Raw genomic sequence first — 15,612 nt, forward strand, 5'->3', positions numbered from 1 at the left:
GATCCTCCCTGGTCATGATGCGGGGCTGTCGGCAGCGGTGGCGCGATAGCGGAAGGCCGCAGGCCGGGGGACCGTACGGTCGCCGACTCGGCGGGCCAGACCGAAGTCGGTCAGGACGCGGATGGCGTCGGCAGTCAGCCGCTGGGCTCCGTCCTCCGACTGGTAGCTCTTCGCCCACTGCGGGAAGCGGCGCAGCAGGTCGTGCGCCTCGGCAGTGAGCTGTTCCGGCGTCAGCCCGCCCGGAGCAGCCGTCAACGGTTCCAGCAGGAGCAGGGCGGCGACGCGGGCGCTGGCGGAGTCGTCGGGGAACCGGCTGTCCGTGGCGATCCCGTCCGGGTCGACGAGCAGCAGCCCGTCGGCGCGCTCCTCCAGCAGGAAGCCGCCCTGCTCGGCCGCGCGTCGGACGATCTGACGGCCCGTCGGGGAGGTGAGGTAGGCCAGTTCGTCGGCGGAGAGCTCGTCGTGGTGGAGCACCGGGTCGTCGAACAGCCGGCGCAGTACCGAGTGCCGCAGTCGGAGGTTTCGCTGCGCCTCGGATGCGTCGGCACCGCCGTACCGCTGCTCCCGCACCGTCTCCCGCAGGAGTTCCTCGAAGCGCAGAGGTACCTCTTCGGCCGGTACGGCCAGCCGGGACGGCCCGACGGGTGCGGCGAGCAGGCGCATCAGCACCGTGGCGTCCACCCGGTAGAGCACCTTGGCGTCCGCCGAATCGACGAAGCTGTCCGTGACGCCGTCCACGGTGAGTAGCGCGCCGTGGGACTCCAGTAGCTTGATGACGTCCACGAAGGCCATGCGTTCGGGCTTGCTCGCCGTATCGAAAGGCGGCAGTGCCTCGTCGGTGGCGCAGGCCTGGACGATGCGGTCGGCGAGCAGACCGACGGTCGTCACCGGGATCGGCAGCAGCTCGGCCGCGACGACACACAGCAGGGTGTAGCGGCGGCGGTCGAACGGCGCCTTGCCCGAGCGCAGTCGGCGGGCGGGGCGGGAAGCGTCGAGGACGGTCCGGATCTTGAGCAGCCGCGCGTACCCCAGGCGCGGCTCCAGCACCAGCTGCCAGCCGCAGTGGTAGTCGAACCACTTCGTCAGCGGGTCCTGCCTGCGGCGGATCAGCTCGAAGCCGGACGGGTCGCCGCGCTCGGTGATCAGCGGTCGGCCGAGGAGCAGTCTGATGCCTCGGGCGACGTCCTCCCGCTCGGCCAGGACCAGCTGGTTGGCGAGGGTACTCATCCGGTCTCCTCTCGAACCCACGCCCGGCTGCTGCCGGGGCTGCGGATCTCCACCAGGTAGTCAGGTCCCTCCAGCCGTCCGTGAGACGTCCGCAGGACGGCTCGCCCACCGTCGGGGACTGGTCGCAGGACGATCTCGACGCGGCCGTCCGAGGTGACCGCCCGGCGCGCACCGCTGCCGTCCGGCCGTACTGCCAGCGCCCTGCCGAGGAGATCGAGCAGCCGCTCGAAGACGGCGTGGTCGAGCATGCCGAAGCCCGAGAGCCGGACAGGGCCGTCCGTGCCCAGGACGTCCCAGGCCGCTTCGAGTTCGGCCCGCTCCTTCCGGGCCCGCTCCGCGCGGGCCGCCTTGATCCCGCCGATGTCGCGCACCTTGCCCGTACGGGTGAACCGCTCGGTGCGTCCGCTGGTGCGCAGCAGGGCGGACACCCTGACCGGAGGGGCTTCGGCCCAGCCGTACGAGGAGGGCACCAACTCGGGGTCAGGATGGGCGAGGTGGGCGTGGCGAGCCGGTCCGAGGCCGAAGGCGGCCGACCACAGGCGGTGCAGGTCCTCCTCGGTGGGCGCGGCGGCGAACCAGCGAGCCAGTTCGCGGAAGTCCTGCGCGACGCTGGAGGACCGCCGACGCGACTCGGTGATCCGGTCGAGGACCTGAAGGAGCGTCACGATGGCGCGCCGCGCCACGTCGTGCAGCTGCTCCACGCGGGGTCGCGAGCCGTCTGCCGGTAGGAACCAGGCCTGCAGACCCTCCCAGCGCGCCCGGCGCCGCTCAAGCCAGGCCGGCGCGGGATCGCCGTCGGCGAGCGGCGGCAACTCGGCACCGTGAAGCGCTCGTTCGTGCAGCAGGCTCACGCCGCGCTGCTCGACCCGCTGCACGGCCGCGGCCACCGCCTGCCCGCGCTGGTCGAGGTTGAGGAGGAACTCCTGGAGGTAGGCCACCGTCGCGGCCTTGACCTCGCGGAAGGTCGCCAGGTCCGCGCCCTCGGCGCGCAGCAGGCGTTGCAGCTCGCCGTTGAACGCCTTGGTGTTCGCCAGCAGCGCCTCCAGGTGGCCCTCCAGTTCCTGCAGGGTGGTGAAGATCCGCCGGTCCGACGACGCCGGGTCGCCGAGCAGCACGTACAGCTCGTCGAGCCGATCGGTGACGGCCTCCAGCACGGCGGTCTGGAGCGCGCCCGTCGCGGCGAGCACGGACAGGGCGTGCTCCACCCCTGCGAGTGCGGCCTCGCCGCGCCGGGTCAGCGAGTACTGGAGGTTCCGGCGCTCGTACTCCTCGGCCGTGCGGTAGTTCTCCGCGTGGTTCTGGACGACGTCGAGCAGCTCCCAGGCGCGCAGCTGGCGCAGGGCGTCCTGCAGGTCGTCGTCGTGGATGGCGTCGAGCCAGCCCACCGACCGCAGGCGGGTGCGGACCTCGTCCAGCCCGAGTGCCGTCTCCAGCCGTTCGTTGGCCGCACCGAACGCCTGCAGGATCGCGCCGTAGAGCTCGGCCCTGTCCCCCGTCGTGAACCGGAACATCTCCGGCGGCACCCTGCGCAACGGCTCCCCTCCTCCCCGCCGGTCACCCCGTTTCCGGCTGGCACCACAGTACGCGGACGCACCGACAGCGCCAGCCGGGTTCTCCATGCCCGCGGCGGCCGGGGTGGGACCGCTCCCCATCACCCCAGCATCCACGGCCCGAGTATCTCAGTCCGCCCACCCTGAACAGCCACATGGGATTCCCGACCCACAACCGCCATCAGCGAGACGTACCACTCCGGTCGCTGACATCATCACCACGGGGCTTCCCACCGCCGAGTGGGAGCGGATCACCGAGGACCAGGTCGCGCGGCTGGTCCGTTTCGTGTTTGCGCGGATCCTCGACGTGGCCTCGTTCCACCGCCCGGCAACTCGGGCGCGATCTTGACCATCCTTCTTCCGTGCGCACCCTGCACTTCGCCCGCCGCCACGTCACCGCCCAGGCGGCGCTTCCCCCCTCCCGAATCGCCCGGGCCCGAACCCAGAGCCTGCGCGAGACCGCTGAACTACTCTTGCCCGTACGACGGTTGCGCGCCAACCCGCGCGTCATCGGACGCGGGATGTCCCACGGGTCCCCCGAACGCACCCGGCCCAGGGGTCAAGGTCCGGTCAAGGATTGGGCTGCGGGGCTGGTGGGCGCCTATCCTTATGGAGGTTTTAACAGGCACCTCGTTCGGTGAGGCGTCTTCACGGACACAGACCACTGATCCCATCGGTCGAGAGACACTCCGGATCAGGGCAGGTCTGTGCCCGGCTCAAGGGTTGCCCCCAAGTGGCTTCTCCGCATCTCGCGGGGACACGCCGTTAAGTGCCGGAACTCTGAAGAGTCGGGGTGCGCCGGGTACTTGTACCGGCTTCTCCTTGACGCGCCGCCGTGACGTCGGGTCGCGGCCGGGAACGGAAGGAGGCGAGATGGACAGTAGTCCGGGCCATAGTAGGCCCCTTCCCATGTCGTCCTCGTCATTCTTCCGCGGCCCAAAGCGGTCCCCCCTCCCCTGATCCGTCCCGTTCACGACGGCATCTCCGCCCGGTTCACGTCCGGGTGGGATGTGCCGCCGTGCGTGCGGCGCCGTTACGGCGGCCAGGAGGCGGCGGTGCACCCTTGGGCCTCCTGATGCCTCGTCACACCGAGGCAAGGGGGTGTTCATCGTGGCTGCCACCACTCTGTTCATGTCCGCTACGGCCCGTCTGCGCGGTCGCACGGTCGACGCCGAGCGCCGCTCCACCGCCTCACGAGCCGTCCGCACGTCGCTGGTGTCCCTGGCCGGGCTGATCGGCGGTCCGGTCGCCAACCAGGCCGGCCAGGAGGTGGGGCGCATCGTCGACGTGGTCGCCCGCCTCTACGGACCCGAGCCCTATCCGCCGGTCACCGGCCTGATCATCCGCATCGGGCGGCGACGCGCCTTCATCGCCGCCGACGCGATCGACAGGGTCCTCTCCGGGCAGGCGCGACTGCGCACCGCCCGCGTGGACCTGCGTGACTTCACCCGCCGCCCCGGCGAGGTGCTGCTCGCCCGAGACGTGATGGACCATCAGCTCGTCGACATCGACGGCATCCAGGTCACCCGCGCCGCCGATCTGTACCTGGCGCCGCTGGCCGACCGCACCGTCCTGGTCGGGGTGGACGTCTCCCTCTCCACCCTGCTGCGCCGCATCGGCCCCCGCCGCTGGCAGATCCGCCCCACCCCGGAACGCGTCCTGGACTGGCAGTCCGTCGCCCCGTTCGGCGAGCAGGCCATGCACGGGCCCGCCGAGGTGCGGCTGCGCGCGTCGCGTTCCGCGCTGCACCGCATGCGTCCGGCCGACCTCGCCGACATCCTCGAGGACCTCGGCCGACACGAACGGCAGCAGCTGCTGGACTGGCTGGAGCCGGAGCATGCCGCGGACGCGCTGGAGGAGATGGAACCGGCCGAGCTGGAGAACCTGCTCCGCGAAGCGCCGCCCGAGCACGCCGCCCGGCTGGTGGACGAGATGGAGCCGGACGAGGCCGCGGACGCCCTGCGCGACCTGCTCCCCGGCGAGCGCGAGACCCTGTTGGCACGCATGCCCGCCCCCGAGGCTGCCGAGCTGCGCACCCTGCTCACCCACCGCGAGGGCACCGCCGGCGGCGCGATGACCACCCTGCTGGTCACCGCCCGTCCCTCGCAGACGATCGCCGATGTGCGCGCGGAACTGGCCGCGCAGGCCGAGCACCGCACCGAGGTCGACGCAGTCGCCGTGCTGGACGACGATGACCGCCTGATCGGCGACATCCCGCTGTTCGACCTGGCGGTGGCCGAGGACACCGCGGTGGTCGCGGACCTGGTGGCCTGGCTCGCCCAGTTCGGCCCGCCGGTCACCGTGCGGCCCGACACCCGCCTGGCCGAGGCCGCCGACCACCTTGTCGCCGCCCGCGCCACCTCCCTGCTCGTCGTCGACCAGGACGCGCACCCACTTGGCCGGATCCTGGCCGACGACATCCTCGACGCCCTGCTGCCCGAGCGCGGGCGCCTGCACTTCCGGAGGCTTCTCAAGTGACCCGCGACCTCGACACCGTCACCGCGGCAGCCACCGCGCCGCCCGCCGTCGCAGCGCCTTCCCGCCGCAGAGGGCTGCGCCGTCTGGCCGCCGTCGCGATGGTCGCCGGCCCCGGCCTGGTGGCCGCGAACGCCGGGAACGACGCCGCCGGCATCGCCACCTACGCCTCGGCCGGCTCCCAGTTCACCTACGGGACGCTGTTCTTCATGGTGCTGGTCACCGTCGCCCTGGTGATGGTGCAGGAGATGGCGGTCCGGCTCGGCGCCCACACCGGCAAGGGTCTGGGCGCGCTGATCCGCGAGCAGTTCAGCCTCCGTCTGACCGCGCTCGCCGTCTTCTGCCTGCTGCTGGCCAACACCGGCCTGGTCGTCAGCGAGTTCGCCGGGATCGGCGCGGCGTTCGAGCTCCTCGGCGTTCCCAAGTGGGCGGTCATCCCGCCCTCCGCCGTCCTGTTGTGGTCGCTGGTGCTGTTCGGCTCGTACAAGTGGGCCGAGCGCATCTTCCTGGTCATGTCGCTGGCCTTCTTCGCCTACCCGGTCGCCATGGTCCTCGGTCACCCGAACTGGGGGCAGGTCGGCGAGCACCTCGTCGTGCCGCACATCGAGCCCAGCAAGGACTTCATCCTGCTGGCCGTCGCCCTGATCGGCACCACCGTCAGCCCCTACATGCAGTTCTACGCCGCCGCCGGTGTCGTCGACCGCGGAGCCAAGCCCGCCGACTACAAGCTGATCCGGGCCGACGCCGTCCTCGGCGCGGTGTTCGCCTGCCTGATCAGCCTGACCATCATCATCGCCACCGCTGCCGCGATCGGCGGCACCGGCCCCCTGGAGTCCGCCGCCCAGGCCGCTGAAGCCCTCAAGCCGGTCGCCGGGCCGAGCGCCGAGCTGCTGTTCGCGTTCGGACTGATCGGCGCCTCCGCGCTGGCCGGCGCCGTCGTTCCGCTCTCCGCCAGCTACGCCGTCGGCGAGGCCGCCGGCGTCGAACGCTCCGTCTCCCGCCGCTTCCGCGACGCCCCCCTGTTCCTCGGGCTGTTCACCGCCCAGATCGCCCTCGGCGCGATCGTCGCTCTCACCCCCGTCGATGTGATCCAGCTGCTGATCGGCACCCAGGTCCTGCAGGGCCTGATCAGCCCGGTCGTGCTCGTCTACCTCCTGGTCCTCACCAACCGCCGCTCCGTCCTGGGCGAGGCGGCCAACAGCCCCAGGTACCGCACCGCGGCCACCACCGTGGTCATCGGCGTGGCCGCCATGTCCACCATCCTGCTCGTCCAGACCGTCCTCGGCTGGTTCGGAGTCGGCTGAGCATCGTCCCGCCGGCACAGACCGCCTGGTGACCGAGCCCTACTGGTTCCAGCTGACGCGTCCCGGTTCACCTCCCGGCGACGGGGCCCCGACCACGGCCGATAGCATCGCGCACATGCTGGCGCTGCTCCACACATCGTCCGTCCACGTCCCGGTCTTCGACGCGCTTCGCGACCGCGACCACCCCGGCTTGCCCTTGCGGCACATCGTGTCCGAGGAGTTGCTGACGAGGGCCCGGACCGACGGGCCCGACGCCGTTGCGGGGGACATCGACAAAGCGCTCGCCTCCACGGTCGCCGACGGGGCCGCTGCGGTGTTGTGCACCTGCTCGACGATCGGCGGCGTCGCGGAAACCCGTGCCGCGGCGTTGGGAGTGCCCGTGTTGCGCGTCGACCGTCCGATGGCGGCAGCCGCCGTCGCCGTTGCACCCGGCGGGGACCGGACCACCACACACATCGTCGTGATCGCCGCAGTGGCCGACACCGTGGTCCCGACAGTCGCCCTCATCGATGAGGAGGCCGCTCGATCCGACCGGTCGGTCACAATGACGGCCGTCGTGGTCGACGGCGCTTGGGACCAGTTCGAACGAGGTGACCAGGCCGGCTATCTGACCGCGATCGCTGCCGCCGTCGAGGCCGTGGACGGCGCGGACGTCATCGTCCTCGCCCAGGCATCCATGGCAGGGGCCGCGAATCGGACCACGACCGCCGTACCGGTCCTGTCCAGCCCCGCTCCGGGACTCCGCGCCGCCGCTGCCGCCGCGTCATGTCCTGCCAGCAGAACCGAGTAGTCGACCGGCATGCGTGCGCGCTTCGGTTCCGCCACCCTGCCCACCGACTGGAACGCTCACTGCCCGGAGGCCGTGACGGCGGCGGCGAACAGGGCTGGAGGTTCGCCGACGAGATCGACCCGGCGGCACACTCCACGAGTACCGACCTGCCGCTGCCGCCCGGACTTCGCGGATGAATGAATCGGCACCCGCAGTGTCAGCGGCACCGACGACGCCCCTCCGCACCACCACGCCGACTCCCGGACCCGCACGCTGCGCGCGCACCAGCTGCCGAAAGCGGCTCCGCCAGTGGCTCCCCACGCCCCTGGGCAGCGCCTCAGCTCCAGTCGAAGGTCAACACTGCGAGCCGCTCGACGGGCTCGAAGAACAACAGGATTGAATCAGCGCCCGTTCCGCGGTAGTGCCAGCCCGGCACCGACGCCACGAAGCGGAACGGGTTCCCGGACGGACTGACCGGCCATGCGCTGTCGTCGTCGTACTCGATGTGGAACAGCTCGGGCCGGACCCAGTTCCCGTGAGGGTCCGCATCGCCGCCGAGTTGCTCCAACAGTGCCATGGCGTTGGGCCCAACGGACCGCAGGGACCCGTTGTCATGACGCATGAGCAGGACGCCCTCACGACGGAAGGCGTCCCGGTGCGCCAGGTAGCTGCGTCCCTCGGACTCGCAGTGCCCGTCGAGTTCCGCACGGAACCCGGGCCAGGGGTCGGGCAGCTCCTCGCGGGTCGTCGCTTGCACGAAGTAGCGCCGGTCGCCGAGCAGGCGGTAGCGGTCGTCCTCGATCGAGAACCCGAGCCAGTTGGTCTTCTGCAGGGGCGAGTGGAAGGCCTCGGTGTGGTCGCCGAGGTAGCCGCTCGCCGGTTCCAGCGGGCTGACCAGGTGGATCCAGCCGTGCCAGGCCGGGTCCACCCCGGCGAGATCGATCGAGATCAACGGGTGCAAGTGCTCTGCCAGTTCGACCTGGTCGGCGACGAACACGTCCGCGGGCTCAGGGTAGACCCGCAACTCGGTCCCGGCCGTCATGACATCTTCCCGCATTCGGAAACCTCCATCGCTCTCCCCTGGCGATCGGCCAGGCTGCCAGCACGTGTGATCGATCGAGGGAAAGTCAACCCTGCCCATCGGACACTCACGCCCATCCGCTCCCCGTCAGCCCGTCCCCACAGGTGACGGGACCACGGCGCTCATTCCCGAGATCGATTTTCGGTGTCGTTCCGGCTTCAACAGGCGTGGCCGAGTCGTAACTGCCGTGTCCCGGCTCACCGCCGCCGCCGTCGCGGAGCTCTCCACACGCCAACTCAACCGCTCACTCCTCGGCTGAAGCGGGTCAGTCGCATCAGTGTCGGGCGACAATCGTCGGGTGAATGAAGCCAGCGTGGTGCACGTTTTCCTCTCGTGGGGCCGGTTCTCCTCGTTTGAAGACATCCGCGACTACGTCGATCAGGGGCGGTCAGAGGACGGGGATGCGGAGCCATCCGTTTTCATGGGAGAGGCTGGGATTGCCGAGCTCGAACCGATGTGTGTCGAAGCCATCCACGCCCAGGACGACGGCCACCTCGCTCCGGTTGTCCCCGAGGTACTCCTTCGAGATGCCTCGTACGCTGACCAGTGGCTGCCACAAGTGGAGTCAACCGAGCTGGCCGACGCTGCGATCTGTGTCTTCGCTCCCAACGTGGTCACCAATCCGCACGGTACCTCTCTGCACTACCTCGGCCGGTTCGCCTATCGCGTCTGAGGGTCTCCCAGTGGGGGTGCAGGTCGAGATCGTCCCCGGCACCGGCCGCGCCCTCCCCGCTCACGACCCCGCGCTCGTCACCAGCCGGATCCTCACCGTTGGACCCCCGGTGCGAAGGGGCCGCGATCAGGCACGCGTCGGGCCGCCCACGGTGGCGGAGGGCGGACGGCATCCGCCGGTCGATCGTGGCCATCGCGCGGCGCGGGGCCTGCTGCCCGATCAGCACCGCGGTGTCGGCGTGCAGAGCCTCACAGATCTTCAGCAGCGACGGCACTCCCAGCGTGCCGCTCGGGGCGGCCGGATCCTGCCGTTCGGCCGCGTATGCGGCCCCGCGCACGCGGGGATGGCCCCTACGCCTTCTCGAACCGCCTACGCTGTGCCGAGGAGAGGAGACGAGTTGATGAGCACTGCCCCCGCCACGCCTGGCGACTACAGCCGTGTACCGGATCCGGAACGTGCGCTGAAGTACGCCGTACAGCACATCGCCGGTGACCGCGCCGAGATCGTCGAGGGAGTCATCACCCCCATGTCGCCGTCCTGGGCGCACGAGAACGCCACCGATCTGATCCGGGAGCAGATCGGCCCGCGCATGCGCGAACTCGGCCTACGTGCCGGCTCCGGCAACCTCGACCTGCCCGGCAGCGAGAACTGGTACATCCCCGACATGGCCGTCGTCCCCGCCGAACTCGCCAAGACCGAAGGCGCACTCCTGCCCGACCAGACGGTACTTGTAGTGGAGGTCACCTCTCCCTCCAACAGCGACACCGACCGTACCGTCAAACGCCGCCGTTACGCGCAGTACGGTGCCCCGCTCTACCTGCTGGTGGACCGACAGGAGAACTCCTGCACCCTGTTCTCCCAGCCCGCACGACTCGGCTACACCCGCGTGGAAGGCCCGCACCCGTTCGGTATTCCGGTGCGCCTGCCGGAGCCGTTCGATCTCGATCTCGACACCAGCGATTTCTGAGCACCTCCCTGATTTGGACGGCCCCGCGGACGCGGGGATGGTCCCCTTGGCGCGGGCCGGGAGTCGGTGCCCGCCTAAGCGGTGGGCCGGATCTCCGCCAGGATGCCCTCCGCCCCCTCCTCCAGTACCCGACCAGCTCTCCGACCCTCCTGGCCACGGCATTGCGATCACTACACAAGACGCTATCCGGAGCGACCGCAGCTTCCTTGGACTTCGGTGCGGAGTTGACTACGAGTGCGCATCAGGATCCGGCCGAGCATGTTCTTGCCGGTTCCGGTCCTCCCGCGTCCCCAGTAGTGGTCGGTGGTGGTGTCCTCGACGATCTCTTCGTCGGCGGTGGACAACAGGATGTCGCGGATGTCGGCATGCGTCCGGAACTTGGTCGTCACGGCACGGCGCATCACGTCGTCCTTGACACGGTCCCAGTCCCGCCGCAGCGGTTTGGACGGGTCACGGCCCAACTCGGCTGCACGCAATGGCGTGCGGGCCCGGCGGATCAGATCAGCATGGCGGGTGCCGATGAACTTCTGGGCCTGGAAGTAGTGCTCCGAGGTTGGCCATAGGTGCCCGTCGAGCTCCAGGCTGTGCGCAGAGAAGTTGGAGAAGCAACCGTAGGGGACCTCGTCGGCACCGTAGAAGTAGATCGTCATCCGAGCCTCGTGGCAGTTGCGGGAACCCGCACGGTCTCAGGCGCTGGGCTGCACTCGCAACCGGTTTTGCCCGCCCTCCCCTCGGCCCGAGCGGGTGGCATCCGCGACGGGCTGGTAGGAGCAGCCGAGCCGCAGGACCTGGAGCAGTTCGTCGAGGACGGTCCGGTCGCCGTCCTGGCGTGCGGCGCCGCTCACTGGTGACTCATGACGCCTTCCGCGAGCGGCGCGAACAGCATGTTCCAGTTGCCTGTCCACTCGTCGGGTCGCGCCTGTGCCCCGTGCTCGTGGGGAGGCCGCGGCGGGCTCGTCAGCGCTCTCGGCCCGCCTTCCCCCAGGCTTCGGTGAACAGGGTCGGCAGCGGCCGGGTGGGCACCACCGCCGCGTGGGCCGCGGAGGCGCGCTCGGCGGGGTACGGCAGCAGGGCAAGCTTGGCTGCCTCCAGCGGAAGCCGGGGTGCCTTGAGCTCCGCCCAGGCTCCGGGGACGAAGAGCTGCCGTCCGGCCCGCGCCCGGGTGGTCCGCAGCACCAGGCCGGTCGCCGCCAGGCTCTCCCCTGCCTTCCTCAGCGCCGCTGCGGACCAACTCGTCCACTGCTTCACCCGGCGGTCGGTCGGGTCGGGCAGGGCCAGCAGCATCAGGTAGAGCGCAGCCGCGTCCACCGGCAGTCCGCAGACCTCGGCGCACTCGGCCACCAGCTCGGGCACGCTGCGGCGCGGGTCCTGCTCCCAGCCGGGGCTTCGGGTGGAGTCCCCCGCGAGGTGGGCGGCCAGCTCGGTCAGGCCGCCGGAGAGCAGCAGCCGCAGGTCGGCCAGCGCGGGCAGGCCCGAGCCGGACGGCTGCCAGTGCGACGGCAGCAGTGGCTCCGGGCAGGCAGCAACCGGTGCACCACTCGCGCCAGTTCGCGCTCCGGGTCGAGGCCGGCAGTCCGCGCCGTCCGCCGGATGTCCCGGGCATTGACCTCCTTGATCCGGGCCCGCAGCGCGGTGTCCGTCAGCGCGCCGACCGCGTCGAACGCCGCGTAGCGGTCGGCCAGCCAGTCCTGGTCGCACGGCTCGGTGAGGCTGCGCTCAGCGGCCCGGGCCCGGGCGAAGTACGCGACCGCGGCCGCGCTCTCACGGTTTTCGAGGCACCGGTCGGCCAGCCCGTCCAGGAAGCAGCGCAGCAGCGCGGGTTCGGCCTTGGCGAGCTCCCGGAAGACCGCGTCGAGATCGTGCTTCAGGTACCGCTGCCAGCCGGCCGTCTCCCGTTCGAAGCGCTCGACGAAGTGCAGCACCGCCTCCGCCCGGCCGGGGTGCTCGGCCAGCGCGGACTCGGGGAACGGTATCGGCCCCCGGTCCGGCAGCGCGGTGTCAGCCGTGCCGATGAGCTCCCACCCCTGGTGGGCCATCAGACGGTCGCGATGGCGGCCCGCGTCGGCACCGGTGAGCAGCACCCGGACCTCGTCGGGCGGCAGTGCCGGGTGGACGTACGAACGGGCCACCAGGGTGCCGCACTCGGGGGTCGCGTTCTGGAGGCGCTGGAGGCATGGGGACACGTGGCCGAACGAGCTTCCTGGACAGGCGGCTACACCGAAGATCCGCCGTTCTGACTCGGGGACGCGCAGTGCCTTCAAACCGCCCGCTGATCACCGCGCGTCATCACACGACACAAGCTGAGCCAGAACCGGGTCGACCTGGGCTTGGTCCGCTTCGACGGACCGGGCACGCGGTACCGGACACTGCCCACCAGGCGGCCGCGCCCCAGGCCGCCTCGTGCCGCCAACTCCCGTAATCCTCCGGTGAAATGACTTCAGGAAGCCGTTGCGCCAGCCGGTACCGGCTGTGGAGCGCCTCCCGGGCCGCCGCCGGTGGCAGGGCGTGGGCACGGAAGTCGCGGATCAGCCGGGCATCGCCCCAGCCGTAACCGACTCCCTGGCGGGCTACTGACCGGAGGTGTTCGCGCACCCGGCACCGCCTCACCGCCTCCGGTGCGAACACCAGCGTGTACGAGGAGAGTTCGGCTCGTCGGCAGAGCTCGACCTCGTCACCACCGCCCGCGTACTCCTCAGGCGGCGCGGTGACCGCGGATCGGTCGGGCCTGCCGTTCTCAGAGGTAGCGCCGCCGGTGTCGGAGCGTCCCGGCGATCCGGCCGGCGCGGAGCGCCAGGACGGCGAGCCAGGCGCCGCGGCTCTCCGGTGAGGCGGCCAGGTCCCGTGCGTGGAGCAGCAGGCCCCACCACGCCCTGGCGGCCTCGGCGGGCCGGGAGCGGGGCATCCCGTGCGGGCCGAAGTCCCGGTAGAGCTTGGCGTGCGATCTGCCGTAGCGGTACTGCTGGTGGACGATGGCGCGCGGTTCGGCGCGGAGCCGGTAGTGCACGACGGCGTCCGGCGCGAAGTCCAGGCGGTATCCGGCCAGTTGCGCCCGCCAGAAGAACTCCACGTCGTCGGAGCCGTAGCGGTAGCTTTCGTCGAATCCGCCGAGTCGTCTCCACAGCTCCTTGTGGAACCCGCAGTTGGCGCCCAGTGGATAGGGCAGGAAGCCGAAGGTGTCGAGCAGCCGGTCGGCCCCGCGCGGCGGGCGCGCGGCGAGTGCCACGGAGCCGTTGAGCATGCGGCGCTCCATCGAGCCGCCGACGGCCGGACTGGTCCGCAGGGTCTCCACCATGGCGGTCATCCAGTCGGGGGCGACGAGGTCGTCCGCGTCGCAGCAGAGCACCAGTTCGCCCCTCGCGTGCCGGCACCCGATGTTGCGCGCGTGGTTCGCGCCGCCGCTCGCCGGAGCGCTGACCACCTTCAGCTGCGGCATCCTGAGCTGCCAGGACCGGAGTACCTCGCCGGTGCCGTCGTGCGAACCGTTGTCGACCACGACGACCTCCCACGGTCCCGGGTAGGTCTGCCGCCACAGCGCCGCGAGTTGCGAGGCGATGGTCGCCGCGGCGTTGCGCGCGGGGATCACGACCGAGACCGTCCCGGCTCCGGGTGGCCTCTCGGCTTTCTCGGCCTCGTTCAACTTCTGCGCTTCCGACATGGAGTCATACTGCGCCGCCGCCGGGCCATACCGCGCGGATCACCGCCGGGGTGTCCCGCAGATCGGGCAGGACGGACTCCGCTCCCGCCGCCCGCAGTTCGGCCGCGCCGGTCGTCCCCGAGGCGACGGCGACCACGCGGGCCCCGCCGTCCCGGCCCGCTGCCACGTCCCGTACGGTGTCGCCGATCAGGACGGTGTTGCCGGCGTCGAAGACGCGGCCGTGGACGGCCGCGGCACGGCGCCGGGCGACGGCGACCAGGGCGGCCCGTTCGACCGCGTCGTCCCCGTAGGCGCCGACCTCCTGGTCCACCAGCTCGTCGAGTCCGAAGACGCCGAGCTTCAGGGCGGCGTTCGCGCGCAGGTTCCCGGTCAGCACGGACTGGACGACGCCCTCGCGCATGCCCAGCGCGGTGAGGGTTTCGCGGGCACCGGGCAGGACCCGTCCGACGGCTTCGAGTTCTGCGGCCTTGTGGCGGAGCTCCTGGACCAGCACCTCGGCCAACCGGTGCCGCGGGGCCGGTCCGAGTCCGTTCCGGCGGAACAACTCGTCCATGATGTCCCGTTCGGTCCGACCCGAGATGTCCACCTGGTGGACCGCGGGGCGGCCGGTGAGCCGTTCGAAGGCGCGCGGGTAGATCTCGGCGCACCCGGGGACGCTGGAGATCAGGGTGCCGTCGATGTCCCACAGCAGCAGGGTCGCCGTCACGTGCCCGCCCCCCGCTGCCCGGCGCCGGCCAGGGCAGTGGCCTCGAACGGCCCGCGTCGCGCGACGCAGGACGCACTGCGGCGGGCCGCGAACTCCAGCGCCTCCCAGGTCCGCGAGCCGGAGCCGAGCGCGAACGTCAGCGCGGCGGCGAAGTTGTCGCCGACGCCGTAGGTGTCCACCACCGGCCCGGGGGCCTCGATCGCCGGGTAGCGCCGAGCGGGTTCACCGCGGCGGACGAACCGCCCGCCCCGGACACCCTCGGTGCTGACCAGCAGTTCAGGCGGTTCCGCCAGCAGCGTGTGGTCGTAGCGCTCGGCCGGGTCGTGCGCGCTGCCGACCATGGCGTCGACCACCACCCCCGACCGCGACACCGTCGCGAGCTCCCGCGAGGTCACCACCAGGACCGCCGCCTGCCGGGCCGCCCGCAGCACGGCGGTGTCTCCGGCGGTGAAGAACACCGCGTCGAAACCGGCCAGTTCCCGCCAGTCCAACGCGTCACCCCCGGCCGGCTCCAGCCGTTCGCCGAGGGTGACGGTGGTGCGTTCCCCGGAGCCGTCGACCATGCTCACCGCCTCGCGGGTCCGCCCCTGGCGGGGTGCGGCCAGCACCCGTACGCCCCGCCGTTCCAGCTCGGTACGCGAGCTGTGCCCGGCGTCGTCGTCGCCCAGGGCGGTGAAGAAGGTGCAGCCGCCTGCGAGTTCCGCCAGCCCCACGGCGGCCACCGCGCCACCGCCCGCCGGGCCCTGCCAGAGCGGATCCGCGTGGATCACGTCACCGGGGAGCGGCACCGTCTCGACCCGGGCGATGGTGGTCCATTCGACATGTCCCACCACCGCCACCCGGAACCGGTCGGGCCCGGTGGGCCGGCGCAACGGCGTATCGCACAGAAGAGCGTCCTCGTCCATCAGTTCGTCGACTCCCGTACTGGACCCGGGAGAACCGGGCGCGGGAAAAGCACACGTCTGCTCGGGCACCGGACGTGATCGGACACGTCGTCGCCCGAGTGTGACACCCCGTCGCACCGCCGGGAAGAACACCTCGGCGATTCGGCCGGATCGCCACCCGCCGGGCCGATCCCTTGTTCCGGGACGGGTACGCGTTCCGGGCCGACCGAACGCCTACGCACTCTTCCCTTCCCGTGGCGCACCTGCCTAGCCTGTCACTCGCCGGTCGCCGGGCCCCGGGGATCCCGCACGACCGGACAC

The 15,612-nt window shown here is 71.3% G+C and carries 15 protein-coding genes and 1 riboswitch; of the genes, 5 read left to right on the forward strand and 10 right to left on the reverse strand.

All coding sequences use genetic code 11. The features are described 5' to 3' along the window. Positions 1 to 12: 12 nt before the first annotated feature. Together ABD369_RS29025 and ABD369_RS29030 are read right to left on the reverse strand one after the other, a co-directional pair. Complete coding sequence (locus ABD369_RS29025; protein ID WP_344639528.1) at positions 13 to 1,227, reverse strand: TIGR02678 family protein; 1,215 nt, start codon at positions 1,225 to 1,227, stop codon at positions 13 to 15. Continuing rightward, positions 1,224 to 2,759, reverse strand: a complete 1,536-nt coding sequence (locus tag ABD369_RS29030; RefSeq protein WP_425557806.1) for a TIGR02677 family protein — start codon at positions 2,757 to 2,759, stop codon at positions 1,224 to 1,226. The genes ABD369_RS29025 and ABD369_RS29030 overlap by 4 nt, the downstream gene beginning before the upstream one ends. A 640-nt stretch (positions 2,760 to 3,399) precedes the next feature. Then, a riboswitch (M-box (ykoK) riboswitch) is annotated at positions 3,400 to 3,577 on the forward strand. A 310-nt stretch (positions 3,578 to 3,887) separates the two neighbouring features. Here ABD369_RS29030 and ABD369_RS29035 point away from each other — a divergent pair. The 3 genes from ABD369_RS29035 (at position 3,888) to ABD369_RS29045 (ending at position 7,346) form a co-directional block, all read left to right on the forward strand. Then, positions 3,888 to 5,255, forward strand: coding sequence for a magnesium transporter MgtE N-terminal domain-containing protein (locus ABD369_RS29035; RefSeq protein ID WP_344639529.1), 1,368 nt, complete (start codon positions 3,888 to 3,890; stop codon positions 5,253 to 5,255). Beyond that, entirely contained in the window at positions 5,252 to 6,556 is a 1,305-nt protein-coding gene (locus ABD369_RS29040; RefSeq protein WP_344639530.1) for an NRAMP family divalent metal transporter, read from the forward strand. The genes ABD369_RS29035 and ABD369_RS29040 overlap by 4 nt, the downstream gene beginning before the upstream one ends. Positions 6,557 to 6,671: 115 nt before the next feature. Continuing rightward, positions 6,672 to 7,346, forward strand: a complete 675-nt coding sequence (locus ABD369_RS29045) for an arylsulfatase (protein ID WP_344639612.1) — start codon at positions 6,672 to 6,674, stop codon at positions 7,344 to 7,346. A 316-nt stretch (positions 7,347 to 7,662) separates the two neighbouring features. Here ABD369_RS29045 and ABD369_RS29050 read toward each other — a convergent pair whose 3' ends face one another. Next, on the reverse strand, positions 7,663 to 8,382 hold the full coding sequence (locus tag ABD369_RS29050; protein WP_344639531.1) for a hypothetical protein: 720 nt from the start codon (positions 8,380 to 8,382) through the stop codon (positions 7,663 to 7,665). A gap of 322 nt (positions 8,383 to 8,704) precedes the next feature. On the opposite strand from ABD369_RS29050, the gene ABD369_RS29055 reads away from it, so the two are divergent. Further along, positions 8,705 to 9,079 (forward strand): hypothetical protein, encoded by a 375-nt coding sequence (locus tag ABD369_RS29055; RefSeq protein WP_344639532.1) that lies wholly within the window; start codon positions 8,705 to 8,707, stop codon positions 9,077 to 9,079. 400 nt (positions 9,080 to 9,479) lie between these two features. Continuing rightward, positions 9,480 to 10,046: a Uma2 family endonuclease gene (locus tag ABD369_RS29060; RefSeq protein WP_344639533.1), complete on the forward strand. Its 567-nt coding sequence runs from the start codon at positions 9,480 to 9,482 to the stop codon at positions 10,044 to 10,046. A 182-nt stretch (positions 10,047 to 10,228) separates the two neighbouring features. Here ABD369_RS29060 and ybiA read toward each other — a convergent pair whose 3' ends face one another. From ybiA to ABD369_RS29095, 7 genes are all read right to left on the reverse strand, one after another. Then, the gene (gene ybiA, locus ABD369_RS29065; RefSeq protein ID WP_344639534.1) at positions 10,229 to 10,696 is read right to left on the reverse strand and encodes a riboflavin biosynthesis intermediates N-glycosidase; all 468 of its coding nucleotides are present in this window, start codon (positions 10,694 to 10,696) and stop codon (positions 10,229 to 10,231) included. 36 nt (positions 10,697 to 10,732) lie between these two features. Continuing rightward, a complete protein-coding gene (locus ABD369_RS29070) occupies positions 10,733 to 10,891 on the reverse strand; it encodes a hypothetical protein (protein WP_344639535.1) in 159 nt (52 codons plus the stop codon). A gap of 112 nt (positions 10,892 to 11,003) precedes the next feature. Continuing rightward, the gene (locus ABD369_RS29075; RefSeq protein ID WP_344639536.1) at positions 11,004 to 11,399 is read right to left on the reverse strand and encodes a hypothetical protein; all 396 of its coding nucleotides are present in this window, start codon (positions 11,397 to 11,399) and stop codon (positions 11,004 to 11,006) included. 71 nt (positions 11,400 to 11,470) lie between these two features. Beyond that, complete coding sequence (locus ABD369_RS29080) at positions 11,471 to 12,229, reverse strand: hypothetical protein (protein ID WP_344639537.1); 759 nt, start codon at positions 12,227 to 12,229, stop codon at positions 11,471 to 11,473. A 551-nt stretch (positions 12,230 to 12,780) separates the two neighbouring features. Further along, the gene (locus ABD369_RS29085) at positions 12,781 to 13,701 is read right to left on the reverse strand and encodes a glycosyltransferase family 2 protein (RefSeq protein ID WP_344639538.1); all 921 of its coding nucleotides are present in this window, start codon (positions 13,699 to 13,701) and stop codon (positions 12,781 to 12,783) included. 4 nt (positions 13,702 to 13,705) lie between these two features. Further along, positions 13,706 to 14,407: an HAD family hydrolase gene (locus ABD369_RS29090; protein ID WP_344639539.1), complete on the reverse strand. Its 702-nt coding sequence runs from the start codon at positions 14,405 to 14,407 to the stop codon at positions 13,706 to 13,708. Then, the gene (locus tag ABD369_RS29095; protein WP_344639540.1) at positions 14,404 to 15,312 is read right to left on the reverse strand and encodes a PfkB family carbohydrate kinase; all 909 of its coding nucleotides are present in this window, start codon (positions 15,310 to 15,312) and stop codon (positions 14,404 to 14,406) included. The genes ABD369_RS29090 and ABD369_RS29095 overlap by 4 nt, the downstream gene beginning before the upstream one ends. Between the last annotated feature and the right edge of the window lie 300 nt (positions 15,313 to 15,612).

This window comes from Kitasatospora cystarginea (assembly GCF_039533515.1).
Taxonomy (GTDB): domain Bacteria; phylum Actinomycetota; class Actinomycetes; order Streptomycetales; family Streptomycetaceae; genus Kitasatospora; species Kitasatospora cystarginea.